Source organism: Streptomyces sp. 796.1, assembly GCF_047525675.1.
Classification (GTDB): Bacteria; Actinomycetota; Actinomycetes; order Streptomycetales; family Streptomycetaceae; genus Streptomyces.
In genome coordinates this window covers 1-16,064 of sequence record NZ_JBLIWA010000062.1, presented here as the reverse complement: position 1 = coordinate 16,064, position 16,064 = coordinate 1, and the positions used below count along the sequence as shown (strand labels likewise).

At 74.9% G+C, this 16,064-nt stretch carries 14 protein-coding genes; 7 read left to right on the top strand and 7 right to left on the bottom strand.

Annotated elements, in window-relative coordinates; translation table 11 throughout:
- Window positions 1-269 precede the first annotated feature (269 nt).
- Together ACMA1D_RS29900 and ACMA1D_RS29895 are read right to left on the bottom strand one after the other, a co-directional pair.
- Window positions 270-908 carry a hypothetical protein gene (locus ACMA1D_RS29900; RefSeq protein WP_414727120.1) on the bottom strand — a complete coding sequence of 213 codons (639 nt, stop codon included), beginning with the start codon at window positions 906-908 and terminating at the stop codon, window positions 270-272.
- Between the two features lie 214 nt (window positions 909-1,122).
- Complete coding sequence (locus ACMA1D_RS29895; protein ID WP_414727119.1) at window positions 1,123-1,497, bottom strand: RNA-binding S4 domain-containing protein; 375 nt, start codon at window positions 1,495-1,497, stop codon at window positions 1,123-1,125.
- Window positions 1,498-1,849: 352 nt separating this feature from the next.
- On the opposite strand from ACMA1D_RS29895, the gene ACMA1D_RS29890 reads away from it, so the two are divergent.
- Together ACMA1D_RS29890 and ACMA1D_RS29885 are read left to right on the top strand one after the other, a co-directional pair.
- A complete protein-coding gene (locus ACMA1D_RS29890) occupies window positions 1,850-2,458 on the top strand; it encodes a hypothetical protein (RefSeq protein WP_414727118.1) in 609 nt (202 codons plus the stop codon).
- A 71-nt stretch (window positions 2,459-2,529) separates the two neighbouring features.
- Window positions 2,530-3,477: a GNAT family N-acetyltransferase gene (locus ACMA1D_RS29885; RefSeq protein ID WP_414727117.1), complete on the top strand. Its 948-nt coding sequence runs from the start codon at window positions 2,530-2,532 to the stop codon at window positions 3,475-3,477.
- Window positions 3,478-3,705: 228 nt separating this feature from the next.
- Here ACMA1D_RS29885 and ACMA1D_RS29880 read toward each other — a convergent pair whose 3' ends face one another.
- Window positions 3,706-5,100, bottom strand: a complete 1,395-nt coding sequence (locus ACMA1D_RS29880) for a CAP domain-containing protein (RefSeq protein ID WP_414727116.1) — start codon at window positions 5,098-5,100, stop codon at window positions 3,706-3,708.
- Between the two features lie 617 nt (window positions 5,101-5,717).
- On the opposite strand from ACMA1D_RS29880, the gene ACMA1D_RS29875 reads away from it, so the two are divergent.
- From ACMA1D_RS29875 to ACMA1D_RS29865, 3 genes are all read left to right on the top strand, one after another.
- On the top strand, window positions 5,718-8,051 hold the full coding sequence (locus ACMA1D_RS29875) for a glycoside hydrolase family 3 N-terminal domain-containing protein (protein WP_414727115.1): 2,334 nt from the start codon (window positions 5,718-5,720) through the stop codon (window positions 8,049-8,051).
- A 187-nt stretch (window positions 8,052-8,238) separates the two neighbouring features.
- Window positions 8,239-8,496, top strand: a complete 258-nt coding sequence (locus ACMA1D_RS29870; protein WP_414727114.1) for a hypothetical protein — start codon at window positions 8,239-8,241, stop codon at window positions 8,494-8,496.
- 171 nt (window positions 8,497-8,667) lie between these two features.
- Complete coding sequence (locus ACMA1D_RS29865) at window positions 8,668-9,507, top strand: class I SAM-dependent methyltransferase (RefSeq protein WP_414727113.1); 840 nt, start codon at window positions 8,668-8,670, stop codon at window positions 9,505-9,507.
- A 54-nt stretch (window positions 9,508-9,561) separates the two neighbouring features.
- Here the strand turns inward: ACMA1D_RS29865 and ACMA1D_RS29860 are convergent, their stop codons facing one another.
- The 4 genes from ACMA1D_RS29860 to ACMA1D_RS29845 form a co-directional block, all read right to left on the bottom strand.
- Window positions 9,562-9,915, bottom strand: a complete 354-nt coding sequence (locus tag ACMA1D_RS29860; protein ID WP_414727112.1) for a hypothetical protein — start codon at window positions 9,913-9,915, stop codon at window positions 9,562-9,564.
- Window positions 9,916-10,144: 229 nt separating this feature from the next.
- Window positions 10,145-11,008, bottom strand: coding sequence for a GNAT family N-acetyltransferase (locus ACMA1D_RS29855; protein ID WP_414727111.1), 864 nt, complete (start codon window positions 11,006-11,008; stop codon window positions 10,145-10,147).
- Window positions 11,009-11,163: 155 nt separating this feature from the next.
- Window positions 11,164-12,222, bottom strand: a complete 1,059-nt coding sequence (locus tag ACMA1D_RS29850; RefSeq protein WP_414727110.1) for a 2-dehydropantoate 2-reductase — start codon at window positions 12,220-12,222, stop codon at window positions 11,164-11,166.
- 343 nt (window positions 12,223-12,565) lie between these two features.
- Window positions 12,566-13,594: a sulfotransferase gene (locus ACMA1D_RS29845; RefSeq protein ID WP_414727109.1), complete on the bottom strand. Its 1,029-nt coding sequence runs from the start codon at window positions 13,592-13,594 to the stop codon at window positions 12,566-12,568.
- A gap of 468 nt (window positions 13,595-14,062) precedes the next feature.
- Here ACMA1D_RS29845 and ACMA1D_RS29840 point away from each other — a divergent pair, with 468 nt between their 5' ends.
- Together ACMA1D_RS29840 and ACMA1D_RS29835 are read left to right on the top strand one after the other, a co-directional pair.
- The gene (locus tag ACMA1D_RS29840) at window positions 14,063-14,266 is read left to right on the top strand and encodes a cold-shock protein (protein ID WP_414727108.1); all 204 of its coding nucleotides are present in this window, start codon (window positions 14,063-14,065) and stop codon (window positions 14,264-14,266) included.
- 340 nt (window positions 14,267-14,606) lie between these two features.
- A partial coding sequence (locus ACMA1D_RS29835) for a DEAD/DEAH box helicase (protein ID WP_414727107.1) occupies window positions 14,607-16,064 on the top strand: 1,458 nt, incomplete at its 3' end.

Here is a 16,064-nt window from a genome sequence, read left to right as displayed (position 1 = left end):
GGCGCCAGCCCCGTAAGAACCACACGGCGCACCGCACCCGAGGGCCACTCGGGTGCGGTGCGCCGCTGCGTGTCCGCACCAGGTCTGACGCCGCCGGTGCCGACGCACGTGCCGCCGCTTCCACGGCGCCCCGGCCCGTACGTACGACGGCGAAGTGGGGCTGTCCACAAGGGAGTTGGGGAGACCTCTGGCGGCTGGGAAGCCGGGCGGGCCGTGCGGGTCACGCCGGCCGGCTGGGCACGTGGGGTCGGCGGGTAGGTGGGGCCGGTTCAGTCGTTCGGGAGCGCCGTGCCGCAGCGGCTGCAATACCGGGCGTCCGTCTCCGGTGCCAGGCGCCCGCACTCGGCGCAGACCCGGTGCAGCAGACAGGCCGCGTCGCCGCCCTCGCGTTCGACCGGGGCCGGCGCCCCGATGGTCAGGCCCGGCCGGCGGCGGTGCACGGTCAGGTACACCAGGCCGTCAGGACCCGCGGCGACCGCCCGCCGGCTGCCGCGCGGCAGCCACACCAGATCACCCGGGCCCACCAACTGCCCTTCTGCTGAGGGCTGTTGAGCCTCGCTGCCGGATTGCTCGGGCGGTGCGGAGGGGGCCGTGGTGGCCTCCGCGGAGTCCGGAGCGGTGCCTGCTGGCGAGGGGCCGGCCGCGGTCGCCGCCTCGGTGGGGGCGTCGGCCTCCGGGGCCCCGCCGTTGAACAGCCGGCCGCCGCCGTCGATCACGTACAACAGCACGTCAAGCCGTGCCTCCAGATGAGCGGCGACCTCGGCGCCCGCCGGCAGCCGGATCACATTGGCGTCCAACTGGCGCTGGTCGGACGAAAGCCGCCACAGGGCTCCCCGTCGCTCCGCAGACGCCTGCCGAACGAGCTCGCTGACCTGCGTCAATACCTGGGGCTCGGGAAGCGATCGCACCGCAGTCCTCTCTGCTCGGCCGTCCGTGACGCGGCTGTCCGTTCCGGATTGTACGAACTGCCGGCATCGCTGCCGCCAGCCGGGCCCGCGGCACCAACGGCGGCAGCAACGCATGCGGCAGCCAGCGGTTCCGGTCGCCACGGGCCCGGGCAGCCGGCGGCCGGGTGGCCCGCCCCGCGGGGAGCCACCCGGCCGTCGTACGGGTACGGGCCTCTCAGACGCCGCGCAGCCGCTCCATGTCGCGCCGGTCGCGCTTGGTGGGCCGGCCGGTGCCGCGGTCCCTGATGCCCATCGCCGCGACCTCTTCGCGCGGCGGCGGGGGCGGGCTGTTGTCCACGTAGCACTCGGCCGCGATGGCGGCGCCGACCCGCTTGCTCACCAGCCGCGAGACGACCACGATGCGCTCGCGCCCCGCGTGGTACAGCCGCACCTCGTCCCCCGGGCGCACCGCGGTGGCGGGCTTGACCCGGCCGCCGTTGACGCGGACGTGGCCGCAGCGGCACGCGGTGGCGGCCATGGAGCGGGTCTTGGTCAGCCGCACCGACCAGATCCAGCTATCAACTCGTACGGTCCCCTCGTCTGCCGTCATGCCCCGACTCTAGCGGCGCGAGGTGACCCGACGTGGATGCATTTTTCGCCGGGCGGGTCTCGGTAGGGCGCCGGGCACGGTCCGTGACCGGCCAGGCACCTCACGGCTTCGGCGCCCTAGGCGTCTGCGCACCGCGCGGGTCTTGGACGCCGTCGGCGCCCCGCCGCCTCCGGCCCCACGGCCCCGGCGCCGCGCACCGGCCCCGTCCCGGCCGGCCCGCGGCATCCGTCGCACCGGGCATGCATGAGGAGGCGGCGGGCACGGTACCCGACCCGTGACGAGCACCCCGCCGGCAGCACGGTGGGTGGCCCGGCATGACCGTTGGGTGGCGACGCACCGAGGAAGTGAGCCGATGAGCGGGAGAGCGAAGCGGCCCCCTCCGCCGTCCCGCCCGCGGCCCCGGCGCTGGCTGTGGCGCTGGCGGCGCAACCCGCTGCGCCGCCGCACGGACGTCATCGAGGCGTGGGTGCTGCTGCTGGCGGCCGTGCTCATGGTCCTCGGCGGGGCGGCGATCGGCGTCACGACCGCCCTGATCGTCCAGCGACCCCTTCTCGACCAGTCCGAACACCGCCACCCGACACAGGCAACCCTCGTCAAGGACGTCCCCAAGCGCCCCACGGAGCTCGGCGAGCCCGGCAGCAACCGGGTACGGGCCACCGTGCGCTGGAGCGACGCCGACGGGCGGCAGCACACCGCCCGGACTCCGGTGGAGGAGGGGCACGAGGCCGGCGACCGGGTCACCATCTGGACCGACGAGCGGGGCGAGGTCACCGCGGTCCCCCTCACCCCCGAACAGGCCGCCACCCGGGCCGCGGTGGTGGGCGCCATGGCGGCGACCGGATTCTGCTGCACCGTCCTGGTCGGCCGCCGCCACCTGCAACGACGTCTGGACCAGCAGCGCGCCGAACAGTGGGAGCGGGCCTGGGCCGAGGTCGGGCCGCGGTGGAGCGGCCGGGTGTGAGCGCGGCACCGGCCCGCCCGCGCGGAATACTCGGTGGCGGGGGCCGGGGCGCCCTGACAGGGTGGCGTCCCATGGATAGTTCAGAGCTCCTGACCGCCGCGGACGTAGGGCTCATGCAGGGCCTGGCCCAGCGGATCGTCCCGCTCCGGCCCGACCTGGTGAACGCCGACGCCTCGTACGGGGAGTTGGCCTGGAACTGGGGGCGGGCGCACGCGTGGCGCAGCCCGAGCTGGCGGCGTCGGCTGTGGTTCGCCGACTCCGAACTGGTCGCCTGGGGCTGGGCCAACCTGCCGTTCCAGGCGGAGCGGAACGACGGCTCGGTGGCGAACGTCACCAGCGCCTACCTGGCCTACCAAGTGCACCCCGAGCACCAGGAGCTGGTGGACGAGGTGATCGAGTGGTACGACGAGGTCGCGGCGGGCCTCGAACGCACCGTACTGCCGGGCGCCGCCGACGAGTTCGGCCTCGCGCGGTGGGCCGCGCACGGCTACGTGCCCGATCCGGAGGCGCTCGGCGACGACGGCTCCTGGACCCAGCTCAACGAGCGCGACCTCACGGACCTGCCGAGCCCCGAACTGCCGGCCGGCTACCGCTTCCGCACCGCCGACGAGGTGACCCCCGAGGCGGTCGTCCAGGCCCATGTGGCCGCCTGGACGCCGACCAAGTACACGGTCGAGGGGTACGAGGACCTGCGGAACACCCCGCCCTACCGCGGTGACCTGCACGTTCTGGTGGAGGCCGCGGACGGGACGATGGCGGCTTCGGCGATCATGTGGTTCGACCAGGTGAACGCCACCGTGGAGTTCGAGCCGGTCGGAACCCACCCGGACCACCGCAGGCGCGGACTCGCACAGGCGATGATGCTGCACGGGATGCGGCTGGCACGGGCGGCCGGGGCCCGGCACGCGACCGTCGTCTGCATGGGCGCACCGGGCCACCGCGCGGCCCGCGAGCTCTACTACGGCGTCGGATTCCGCGAAATGTCGCGGGACGCGCCGCTCATCAAGACGGCGGGGTGACGGCGGGCAGGGTGGTCGGGAGCGGTGGGGAGACGGCGCCCGGCCCCTGCGGCCGTCTGCGCACGCGCCCGCGGTGAGCGGGGCGGGCGGAGGTGGCCCGGGGAAGCCGGCCGGTCGGAAGAGAGGGAAGTCGGCGAAGGCGGGAAGCCCGGGGGAGCCGGGGCAGCAGCCACTACGCCCCTCGGCATCGCCTCACCCCGGTGGCGTCCCAGTGCCGCGCCGGCCCGCTCAGCGCCGTCCCGTCGTACCGAACAACTGCGTCCAGTACGTGCCGGCGAGGCTGCCCGTCGCGTACCCGATGCCCAGCTCGTCGAAGCCGGGGGCCAGGATGTTGGCGCGGTGGCCCGGGCTGTTCATCCAGCCGCGGACGACGTCGGCCGGGCTGCGCTGGCCGCAGGCGATGTTCTCGCCGATGCCCCGGTGCCGGCAGCCGGCCGCCGCGGCCCGGTCCCACGGCTCGCTGCCCTCCGGCGAGGTGTGCGCGTAGAAGTCGCGCGCCACCATGTCGGCGCTGTGCGCCTGGGCGGCCCGGGTGAGGAGCGGGTCGACGGCGAGCGGACGCAACCCGGCGGCCTGCCGCTCGGCGTTGGTCAGCTCCGCCACCTCCACCGCCGTACGGGCCAGCCCGGCCGCCGAGAACGGCTCGGCCCACAGCGCCGTCCAATGCACGTTCCCCGAGGTGGCCCCCACCGCCCGGCCGACCCCGGCGTGGGCCACCCAGACCGCCCCGAACGGCGCGCCGCGCAGGGCGTCGGCGCGGCAGTAGTCCACCAGCTCGACCGGCGTACGCGGCCCCGACACCAGGTGCTCGGCGATGGACAGGTACGCGTAGCCGGTGCCGGTGACGCGCTGGAAGAGCGAGGTGCCCTGCGGGGCCTGCGCGCCCAGCCGCTCCTGGGCCGCCATCGCGCCGGCATGGGCCTGGGCGGCGCCCGTCAGCCGGGGGTCCACGGCCACCGGGCGCACCCCGGCCCGGGCGCGGAGTGCGTTGACCAGCGCGATGACCGCTTCCCCCGGGCCCTGGCCGACACCTGACGGCACGCCGGGGACGCCGGCCGCAGGCGCAGCCGGCGTCGGTGGGCCGGCCGGGCCGACGCTGCCGTGGGCCGCGGCGGGCACCGGCGGGGGAGCCGGCGGGGGAGCCTCGTCCAGCACCTCGACGCCGAAGTCACGGGCCACGCCGGCCAGCCCCTCCGCGTACCCCTGGCCCAACGCGCGGACCTTCCACTGCGCGCCCCGCCGGTAGACCTCGGCCAACAGCAGGACCGTCTCCCGGTCCGGGCGCGGTGGGGTGAAGCGCACCAGCGTCGGGCCCGCGGCCAGCGCCACTTCCAAAGTGGCGGCGGGCAGCGTGCCCAGCCTGGTGCCCGGCTCGGCGGGGCTGAGCACGACCGTGACCCGGCTGGCCCCCGGGCGCAGTTGCTGGGGTTGGAGCGTGAGCATCGCGCCGGTGAGCCGGGCGCCCGGTGCCGAGGGCTGGTTGAAGAAGACGAAGTCGGCGTCGCCGGCGACCTTCCCGCCCTCGTCGGTGATCAGCGCCGACACGTCGAACGGGCCGGCCACCCGGATGACCAGCGTCCCCGCAGGCAGCGCCTGGTTGGCGCCCGGAACCAACTCGTGCATGGCATCCCCGTTTTCCGTCGACTCCCGCGCCACCCCTGCCGCTGTCCCACACCGCCCCGCCCCGCGACGCTTCTGCCCCGTCCCGGGCCCCCGCTGCCTCGCGCCGCGCCGCCCCCGCCCCGCACCGCCGTGTCCCGAGCCGGGCCGCGGCCCGCCGCGCCCGGCCGTTCCGCGTGCCCTGTGGGCAACGCACGGGCCGGGCCGGGTGTTCCAACCGGCCGCCGCGTCCGGCCGACCCCGCGAGTCCGGTGCCCCGTGGCGCAGCGCGCGCCGTCGCGCCCGGTCTCGTACGCCCTGCGAACGGGTGGTCCTCGGCCCCGTACCGCGGCCGGGCGCGTGCCGCCCTCGCCCGGTCGCACCCGTACCCGGTTGGCTGCGGGAGCGGCCGGCGGCGTACCGGGGTGCGGATGGCGTACGGGCCGACCCGCCCGACCTGCCGGCCGCGGGAGGCCTGGTGGGCGCAGGGCGCGCGGCCCGGACCGTCCCCTTCTTCGACCTCACTCGGCCACCGTGCTTGACCACCGCGGCACCCGGGAGGACAACGAGAGGGACAGGAACGGCAGCACCTCCCGACCAGACGTCGCACACTCAATCCACTTCGTGCGGAGGGTGAAGGAATGGACGGCATGCGGAGGCGAACCCTGCTCGCGGCGATCGGCGGCACGGTCGCAGCCGGCGGCGCGACCGAGGCCACGGCGGCCACGGCAACGCCGGCCCGGGCCACGGCGGGAACGGCAGGAGGCGACATGGCACGGCAGGCCCGTCCGGCCGCGGACCGGCCAGGTCCGCACGAGCGCCAGATCAGGGAACTCCTCGGCCGGATGACGGTCGAGGAGAAGCTCGGCCAGCTCCAACAACTGACCTGGAACGGGGAGACCGGGCCCGGCGGCGGCCAGGACGAGGCCGCGCAGCGGGACGCCCGCGCCGGCCGCCTCGGCTCGGTCCTCAACCTGTACGGGGCGGCGCGCACCAACGCGCTCCAGCGGCTGGCCGTCGAAGAGTCCCGGCTCGGCATTCCGCTGCTGTTCGGCCTCGACGTCATCCACGGCTTCTGGACGACCTTCCCCATCCCGCTCGCCCAGGCCGCCAGCTTCGACCCGGCGGTGGCCGCCAGGGACGCCGAGGTGGCGTCGGCCGAGGCCCGCTCCAACGGCGTGCACTGGACCTTCGCGCCGATGATGGACGTCACGCACGAACCGCGCTGGGGCCGCATCGCCGAGAGCGCGGGCGAAGACCCGTACCTGGCCGAGCGGTTCGCGGCGGCCAAGGTCGCGGGGCACCAGGGCCGGCCGGACGGCTCCGACCTGCCGGACCCGCGGCACATCGCCGCCTGCGCCAAGCACTTCGTCGCGTACGGCGGGGCCGAGGGCGGGCGCGACTACAACACGGTGGACGTCTCCGAGGCCCGGCTGCGCAACCTCTACCTGCCGCCCTTCAAGGCGGCCGTTGCCGCCGGCGTCGCCACCGTCATGGCCTCCTTCAACACCATCAACGGCGTCCCCGCCCACGCCAACGCCCACACCCTGACCGACGTCCTGAAGACCGCCTGGGACTTCCCCGGCTTCGTGGTCAGCGACTGGGCCGGCATCCGGGAGATGACCGTCCACGGCCACGCGGCCGACGCGGCCGATGCGGCCCGCCAGGCGCTCACCGCAGGCGTGGACATGGAGATGGCCAGCACCACCCTGCGCGACCACGGCGCCCGGCTGCTCGCGGCGGGCGAAATCGCCGGCGACCGCCTGGACGACGCCGTCACCCGCGTCCTGCGGATCAAGCACCTACTCGGCCTCTTCGACCGGCCCTACGTCGACGAGGACGCGGCCAGTACGGCCCCCAGCCGGCAGGCCCGGGCCGCGGCGCGCGAGATGGCCGGCCGCACCCTGGTGCTGCTCAAGAACGAGCGGCAGACCCTGCCGCTGCGGCGCGACACCGCATCGATCGCGGTCGTGGGGCCGTTCGGCGACTCCACCGACCTCCAGGGCACCTGGGCCGGCCCGGGCGGGACCAAGTTCCCGGCCACCACCGTGCTCGCCGGGATCACCGCTGCCGTGCCTGCGGCCCGGATCAGCCACGTCCGGGGGGTGGCCGCCGACGGCACGGACACCAGCGGCATCGCGGCGGCGACGGCCGCGGCGCGGGCCGCGGCGGTGACCGTCGTGGTCGTCGGCGAGCCATCGGCCATCAGCGGCGAGGCCGCATCGCGCAGCGACCTGCGACTACCTGGCGTGCAGGCCCAGTTGGTCCGCGCCGTCGCGGAGACCGGCAAGCCGTTCGTGGTCGTGTTGATCGGCGGGCGCCCGCTGGTCGTCGCCGAGTGGCTGCGCGCGGCGCCCGCGGTGGTCATGGCATGGCACCCGGGCATCGAGGGCGGCCACGCGATCGCGGACGTGCTGTTCGGCGCGGTGAACCCGGCGGGCCGGCTGCCCGCCTCCTTCCCCCGCGCGGTCGGACAGCTCCCCATCCACTACAACCACGAGAACACCGGCCGCCCCTACGACCCCGACAACAAGTACACGTCCAAGTACCTCGATCTGGCGGACGGCCCGCAGTTTCCGTTCGGCCACGGCCTGAGCTACACCACCTTCGAGATCGGCGCGCCCCGGCTGAGCACGGACCGGATCAGCGCGGACGACCTGCGCGCCGGCCGGGGCGTCGACGTCACGGTCACCGTCCGCAACACCGGCGGACGCCCCGGCGACGAGGTGGTGCAGCTCTATCTGCGCGACCCGGTGGCCAGCGTCGTGCAACCCGTACGCCGCCTGCGCGGCTTCGCCCGCGTCGCCCTGCGGCCCGCCGAGAGCCGTCCCGTGCGCTTCCGGCTCGGCGCCGCTGACGTGGGCTTCTGGACGAACGACAGCGCGGGCCGGTTCGTGGTCGAGAAGGGTGACATCGAGGTGTACGTGGGCGCCGACTCGACCGCCAGCGGGAAGGCGCTGCTGCGGATCACGTAGCGCCCCATGGCGGGGGATGGGGCGGGGGCGGCGGTCGGTTCTCGCTCGGCCGGACGGGCCTTGCGCGGCCGGTTCGGTTCCGCTCGGTCCTGCTTCGTCCGGGGCCGGGGCCGGGCCCGGCCGTGCTGGGCGACATGTCGGATACCCCCTGCCTCGCCCTCGACCGGTGGCGTGCGACAGTCTGCGGGTGCTGTCGCGATGGATCTACGCCCTGCTGAGTCTGCTGTGCCTGCTCCTGTTCGGGGTCGGTGCGGGCGTGGCGACCTGGGCGGAGGATCGCGGCATCGGCTGGCTGACGCAGGTGGGCATGGCCGTCGGCGGGGGTGCCGCGGGGCTGTGCCTGGTGATGGCCGGGCGGGCGGTCCTCTTCGGCCGGCTGCGCCGTGCGATGTTCCGGGTGGCCCCCACCCGCGGCCGACACCGCCGCCCCGACCCGGACGGCTGACGGTCACCGCCACGCCCCGCGCACCGTGCCCTTGTTCCGTACGCGTCGACGGCGGATCGCCCGGTCGAGCAGGCGAGCCCGAGTCGGCCGGCGCCGGTTGTCTGGTGCCGGGTGCCGCCGTTGGTGCAGGGGCTGGGGCACCGGTCGGCCGGAGTGCGTAGGTTCGCTGCCATGACGACCACGGCACGCACCACGACCACGGAGCAAGAGGCGTTCCTGCGCGCCTACCACGCCGCGCATCCGGCCGTGACCGCGGACGCGCTCGGCGCCGGTCGGGCCCCGGACGGCCGGTCCAGCTACCAGATCCTGTGCGACCGGGTCGCCGGCCGGAACAGGGTGCTCGACCTCGGCTGCGGTGACGGCCTGCTGGTGGAACTCCTGGCCCGCACCGCAGGGCGGCGGATCGTCGGTGTCGACCTGTCACCCCAGGCGTTGTCCCTGGCACACCGCCGCCCGGCCACCGCAGCGACGGCCCTGGTCGAGGCCCGGGCCCAGACCCTGCCCTGCGCCACCGACGGCTTCGACGCCTGCGTCAGCCACCTGGCCCTGATGCTGATGGGCGAGGTCGAACAGGTGGTGGCGGAAGTGGCCCGGGTACTGGTACCCGGCGGGGTACTGGCCTGCGCCATCGGGGGTGGCGCCGTCGGCGGCGAGGCGTACGAACTCTTCGTCGATCTGCTCAGGCAGACGGTCCGCACCGCGCCCGCCGCGCAGCACATCCCGAAGCTGGGCGACCGCAGGACCCGCAGCCGTGAGGGGCTCGACGGGCTGCTCGGGCCCGCCGGGTTCGCGCCGGTCACCTGGGAGACGGTGCCGATCGACCTGAGCGGATCGGTGGACGAGGTGTGGGCGGCCGTCTCCGGCGTCTATGACCTCGGCCCGCTCGCCCCGGACGCGGTCGCGGCGTTGCGCGCCGCGTTCGGCCGCGCCGCCCGGGAACTCGCCACGCCCGAGGGACGCGTCCCGTGCGGCTTCGACGTGCATGTCGCGACCGCCCGGCTGGTGCGGTGAGAGGAGGATTGAGACCTGTGGCCCGCGGAGACGCACTACGCGCGCGGGCGCGGGCTACGCGTGCGGGCGGGAGCCGGTCTGGCGGCGGCGCACGGCCGGCGACGCGGTGAGCCGCCGCCAGCGCCGCTGCCGGTACCGCTCCAGGAACGCCACTCCGACGAAGAACCCGCCGAGCCCGGCCCCGCCCAGCGCCGAGACCAGCAGGTCACCGAGGCCGCTGTGCGGGGAGACGGACCAGTAGAACAGCGTGAAGGGGACGCCGACGAGGAGGCCGACCCACAGCGGGTGGCGCGCCGTCCAGCGCTGGGCGCTCGTCGGCGGCTCGTGACTGCCGAGCACCCGGTCGAAGAGCCCGCCTGCCCCGCCCGCCTCCACCGTCCCCGTGCGTCTCCGCCTCCGCTCTGCCATGTGCCGCAGCTTACGACAGCGGCTGATCCCACGTTCTACCTGGTCAGCGCCGGTCCACCGGTACGCGGCAGTGGCCGGGTGGGCACCCCTCACCGACTGCTCGCGGGCCGTGCGGTCACCCCCGTACGACACCCGTGCCCGCAGCCCGCGGCCCGCAACCTGGGGCTTGGAGCCCCCGTAGTCCGGAACCGCCCCGCTGCCGCCGCCCCGCCGGTGCCCCGGCGCGTGCTCACGCCGTGATCGGTGCGGTCTCCCAGGCCAGCGCCACCCGGTCCTCGACCGCGAGGTACCCCAGGCGCGGGTAGAGGGCGTTGGTGGTGGGGTTGGCGAGGTCGGTGAAGAGGAGTACGTGGGCGGCGCCCGCCGACCGCGCCGCCGCGGACACGGCGGCGACCAGGGCGCTGGCGTAGCCGCGCCCCCGCAGCGCGTCGGGCGTGTAGACGCCGCCGATGCGCACCATCCCGCCACTGACCCCGGTCGTCCCGGCCATCGACACCGGCGCTCCGTCCACCTCCCACACCGTGCAATCACCGCGCGCGAGTTGGGCATCGAGGGTGCGGGCGCTGCCCGCCGGGTCCTCGCCGATGGCGCGGTGGTAGGCGACGAACCAGTCGAGCAACAGCGCCCGGTCCGCCGCCGTGGCCCGCCGGGCGACCCCCGGCGGGGCGGGTCTGGGCGGCACCAGTTCGCCGAGCCGGTACAGCCGCTGCCGGCCGGTCACCTCGGCGGCGCCGCCGTCCCGCAGCCAGCGCGCGGCGAAGGCCCGTGCCGCAGGCTCCTGCCCGGCCACCCGGGAGACCGCGACACCGCCACCGTCCCGCAACAGCGTGGCCAGGTCGGCCGCCACGTCGTCGGCCATCGGCGTGAGGTGCAGCGGGTGTGGCGGCGTCCACAGGAAGGCCGCCGCCACGGCCCCGTCAGGCCCGCGCCACCAGCCGTACCGCGCCGCCGCCGCCCCATAGCGGTCCGCCCCGCCGACCCGGATCGCCTCCGCGATCGAGATCAGCAGGGTGTGCGCGTCGGGCCGGGTGGCCAGGAAGGGGCCGGCCGCGGTGGAAAATGCGGCATTGTCCTCACTCAGGGTCCATGTCATGACGACAGCTTCCCGGCCGCCACACCCCGGCGCACGCGGTTTCCCACCCTCCGGCTTGCCCCGCCACGCCCTGAGCAGGGGAGCTCCCCGACGTCCGGTTGTTGCGTCGTCGTCCCGCCAGGGCCCGGCAGGGCACACCTTCCGTCGGGTGAGGCTCAGCGCATCGTCGTCACCTTCGCCAGCAGTTCGCCGCCCGACCAGCGACGGGCCGCGCCGGGGCCGGCCGCCTCCATGCGGCGGACCAGGGACACCAACTCCGCGTTGACCGGCGCGGGCAGGGCGTGCCTGGCGGCCAGCGCCACCACCTCGCCCTGGAGCGAGTCGATCTCGGTGGGCCGGCCGCGCTGGAGGTCCTCCCAGGTGGAGGACCTGGCCTGGGCGTCGATGGAGAGCGTGGCGGTGGCCAACCGGCGGAAGATCCCGTCCGGTAGCCGCAGCAGTCGCGGGGTGAGCCGGGCCGGGATCGGGCCGAGGCGCGCGGGCTGTATCCCCTCGGCCGCGTACGCCGCGAGCGCTTCCGACTGGCTCAGCGCCAGGCACTCCCGGTAGGCGCGCTGGCCGAGTTGGTCGCGCAGCGGCAGCCCGGACAGGGCGTTGATCGCGTTGTTGAGGTTCATCAGCAGCTTGGCGCACTGCACCTCGCGCATGTCGTGCCGGGCCTCGATCCGCAGCCCCGCCGCGGTCAGGGCCGCCACCAGCGGCTCGGCATGCCTGACGGCCTCCACCATCAGCGTGCCGCCCGAGCCCTGGTGGAAGGCGCCGGGGCCGGTGCGCACCACGTTGTACGGGACCATGCCGGCCACCACCGGCCGCCCGGTGAGCACTTCCGCCAGCGCCCCGGTGTTGCGCAGCCCGTTCTGGAAGCTGACCACGACGGTGCCGGGGGCCAGGTGTGGGGCCAACTCCCTGGCGACCTCACCCGTGTTCGCCGACTTGACGGTGACCAGGACGTAGTCGGCGTCGGCCACCCCCTCGGCGCCGGTGGCGAGCCGCACGCCGAGCGGGCCGCCGTCGGTGTCCACGCGCAGCCGGGGGCGCCCGCCGCCGGAGAGCGTGAGGCCGCGGGCGCGGAGCGTGTCCATGGCGGCGACGCGGCCGATCAGGGTGACGTCGGCGACGCCGGCGAGACTGCCACCGAGATGACAGCCGATGCTGCCGGCACCCATGACGGCGATCCGTAGACGGTGGTCGGGGCGGGGCGCGGGCTGTGACATGGGACCCGGTCTCCTCGCGGTGTGGTGGCGGCCGTGGGGCGCGACGGGATGGCTGCCCCGCGGCCCCCACGCACCCGATCGCCCCGACCCGCCGCGAGCCGGACCCCGACGGGCCGCGGGCTGCGCGCCCGCGGTGGTGCCCGCAGTCGGGCGGAACGGGGGCCGAGGGGGAGAGCGGGGCACGGGCCTGCTGTGCGCGGCTGGACAACGCACCCTCGGTCACGCTTCAGCGCCAAACGTACCGTTCGGTATGCAGGTCGTCCAGGGTTCGCACGCCCGTGGCGCAGCCGTCCGCAGGAGGTCGCACCGGCCGGCACCGCCCCGGCCACCTGTCGTACGGGCGCTAGGCCAGGCCCAGCGCCCGGGTGCCGGCGGCGCAGCTCGCCCGCAGGCCGGCCAGCTCCGCCGCGGGCAGCTCCAGGGCCCGGCCGCGGCGGCTGCCGTCGAGGTGCGCGCGGCCGGCGGCCAGCCAGTCGGGGTGGGCCGGCACCCCGACGAACTCGGCCAGCCGCGCCAACTCGCGCTCCGGCGCGTCCAGCAGGGCCTCGTAGGCGAGCGTGGTGCGCCGCTGCTCGGGGAGCCGGTCGAGCAGCGCCACACCCTCGCCGATCAACTCCGACCACAGCGCACCGAACCCGGCGACCGGCATCGGCCGGTCCATGACCAGGGCCTGGCCGTCGAACTCCGGGGTGAGCAGCGGCGCCAGGTCGGGCGGCAGCTCGCGCACCTGGTCCGCGGTGAGCTGGCCGAGGTCGGTGACCTGACAGCGGTCCATGAGCTGGCGGAGCAGGGCGATGGTCCGGTAGCCGGGGTGGCGGCTCATCGACAGGGCGCAGTCCGGCCCGTCGCGGTAGAGGTGGACGAAGCGGGCGGTGGGGAAGGCGTCGTTCAGCCGTGGCACCCACTCCAGCGAGTAGCCCGAGCGCTCCACGACCGCCGTGCCGCCGAAGCGCGCGCACAACAGGTCGAACAGAGCCGCGTAGTGCTCGGCGACCGGGCGGCACGGCCAGCCCGCCACCTCCGCGACCAGCGCGTCCAACAGGCCGTCCGGGTCGTCGGTCAGATGCGGCAGCACCATCAGCGACAGCGCGGGGATGCCCGTGGTCGCGGCGGCGTACCGGCCCGGCTTGCGGACGTACAGGAACTCCGGCAGGGGCACGCCGCTGCGGATGAGGGTGTCGAAGACCGGATTGGGGTCGGTCAGCAGCCGCAGGAAGCGGGCCGCGCTCACCTGCCCCGGCGGCAGCGCGCCGGGGCCGAGCGAGGCATAGAGCTCGTTCAGGCTCAGCAGGTCGGGGTGGGCGTTCACGATCCGGGACAGGGCACTGGACCCGCTGCGGCCGGTGCCCACGATGAAGGTCAAAGGCCCCATCTGTCCCACCTCAGGTCGACGGCAGCGTGAACGATCACACCCTAGCGACGGCCAGCGACCCCCGACAGGGCGGCGCCGGCGCGGTGGCGGGGCCGGCGGGGGCCGCCCGCGGGGCCGGTGTCGGTGGCGGGCCGGGCCCTGTGGGCAAAGGGGGAAAGCGTTTGTGGTGGTGCATGGGGTCGGTACGGGGCGCTGCCCGTGTCGGGGCGCTCCTGGTGCCGGGGCCGTGGGCGTTCCCGGCCCGGTGTGACCGCGCTAACGATCGAAGATCGCCCGCCGCCCGATGCGCCGTGCTACCTTTGGGGGCAGTTGCAGTTGTGGTTCCCATAGACGTTGTGTGCGCCTGCTGGTTCTGGACCTTCAGGCGCATTTTTGTTTTCCGGTGGTTTTTTCTCCGGGCGGGTGATCATCGCGACTACACGGAATCCGTAAGGTGCGGATTCTCGTACGACCCGTAAGGAGACGGTTATGGCTACCGGCACCGTGAAGTGGTTCAACAGCGAAAAGGGCTTCGGCTTCATTGCCCAGGACGGCGGCGGCCCCGACGTCTTCGCCCACTACTCGAACATCAACGCGCAGGGCTTCCGTGAGCTCCTCGAAGGCCAGCAGGTCTCCTTCGACGTGACCCAGGGCCCGAAGGGCCCGCAGGCGGAGAACATCGTTCCCGCCTGAACCGGCACAGCCACCGCGCTGTGTGTCGGGCCCGCACCCCAGGGTGCGGGCCCGGCCCATGCCGCCGTCCCGACGACGTGACGGCGGACACCGGCCAGGGCACCCCCTTTGAATTCCCCGGCGAAATTCGCGGCATGTGATGGGGAAAAATCCCGAGCACGCATGCATCAGGCGTCGTCAGTGGTGAAAAGGGTGCCGACGCCGGCCCCGAGATAGTCAGGCGGCACGTTCTTCCGTGCGCGCCCTGCCATTATCCCTTTCGGTTCGTTCTTGCGATTCCTGCGCGGCCAGGCCGCCGCCGGGTCTTCCTCGACACGTGCCGTTTCGAGGAAGGTTCCGCATGAACCGCTCCACCCGCTCATCCGAGCGTTCCCCCCGTTCCGGCCAGGGCCAGTCCCGTTCCGGACGCCCCCGCCCCAGGTCGCAGGGGCAGGGCCAGGGCCGTCGCCGGTCCGCGCCCGCCGTCGGGCACGCCGAGTTCGCGCTGCCCGTGACCACCACTCCGGCGCTGCCCGCCGTCGAGTCCTTCACCGAACTCGGGCTGCCCGACCCCGTGCTGACCGCACTGGCCGAGAACGGGGTGACCTCCCCGTTCCCGATCCAGGCCGCCACCCTGCCCAACTCGCTGGCCGGCCGGGACGTGCTCGGCCGCGGTCGCACCGGCTCCGGCAAGACCCTCGCCTTCGGCCTGGCCCTGCTGGCCCGTACGGCAGGCTCCCGCGCCCAGTCCCAGCAGCCGCTGGCCCTGGTACTGGTGCCCACGCGCGAACTGGCCCAGCAGGTCACCGATGCGCTGACGCCCTACGCCAAGGCCGTGCGGCTGCGGCTGACCACCGTCGTCGGCGGGATGTCCATCTCCCGACAGGCGGGAGCGCTGCGCGGCGGCGCCGAGGTCGTGGTGGCCACGCCGGGGCGGCTCGCCGACCTCATCCAGCGCGGCGACTGCCGGCTCGACCAGGTGCGGATCACCGTGCTCGACGAGGCCGACCAGATGGCCGACATGGGCTTCATGCCACAGGTCACCGCCCTGCTTGAGCAGGTGGCCCCGGACGGGCAGCGGATGCTCTTCTCAGCCACCTTGGACCGCAACGTCGACAAGCTGGTCCGCCGCTACCTCTCCGACCCGGTCGTCCACTCCGTCGACCCGTCGGCCGGCGCGGTCACCACGATGGAGCACCACGTGCTCCACGTGTCCGAGACCGACAAGCAGACCGTGGCCACCCACATCGCCGCCCGCGACGGGCGAGTGATCATGTTCATGGACACCAAGCACGCCGTGGACCGGATGGCCAAGCGCCTGCTGGCCAACGGCGTACGGGCGGCTGCGCTGCACGGCGGCAAGTCCCAGCCGCAGCGCAACCGGACCCTGGACCAGTTCAAGAACGGCGGCGTCACCGCGCTGATCGCCACCAACGTCGCGGCCCGCGGCATCCACGTGGACGGGCTCGACCTGGTCGTGAACATCGACCCGCCCACCGACCACAAGGACTATCTGCACCGCGGCGGCCGGACCGCGCGCGCCGGCGAGTCCGGCAGCGTGGTCACCCTGGTCCTGCCCGAGCAGCGGCGCGAGGTGAACCGGCTGCTGGCCGCGGCCGGCATCACCCCGCAGACCGTGCAGGCCCGGCCGGGCGACGACGAACTGGCCCGGGTGACCGGCGCCCAGGAGCCCTCCGGCGTGCCGGTCACCATCGCCCCGCCGCCCAGCGCAGCGCCGGCCCAGCGCGGCGGCGGCAACGGCAACGCCACCCGCGGGCGACGCAGCCGCGCCGCCCGCGCCCGCCGCGGTGCGCCGCAC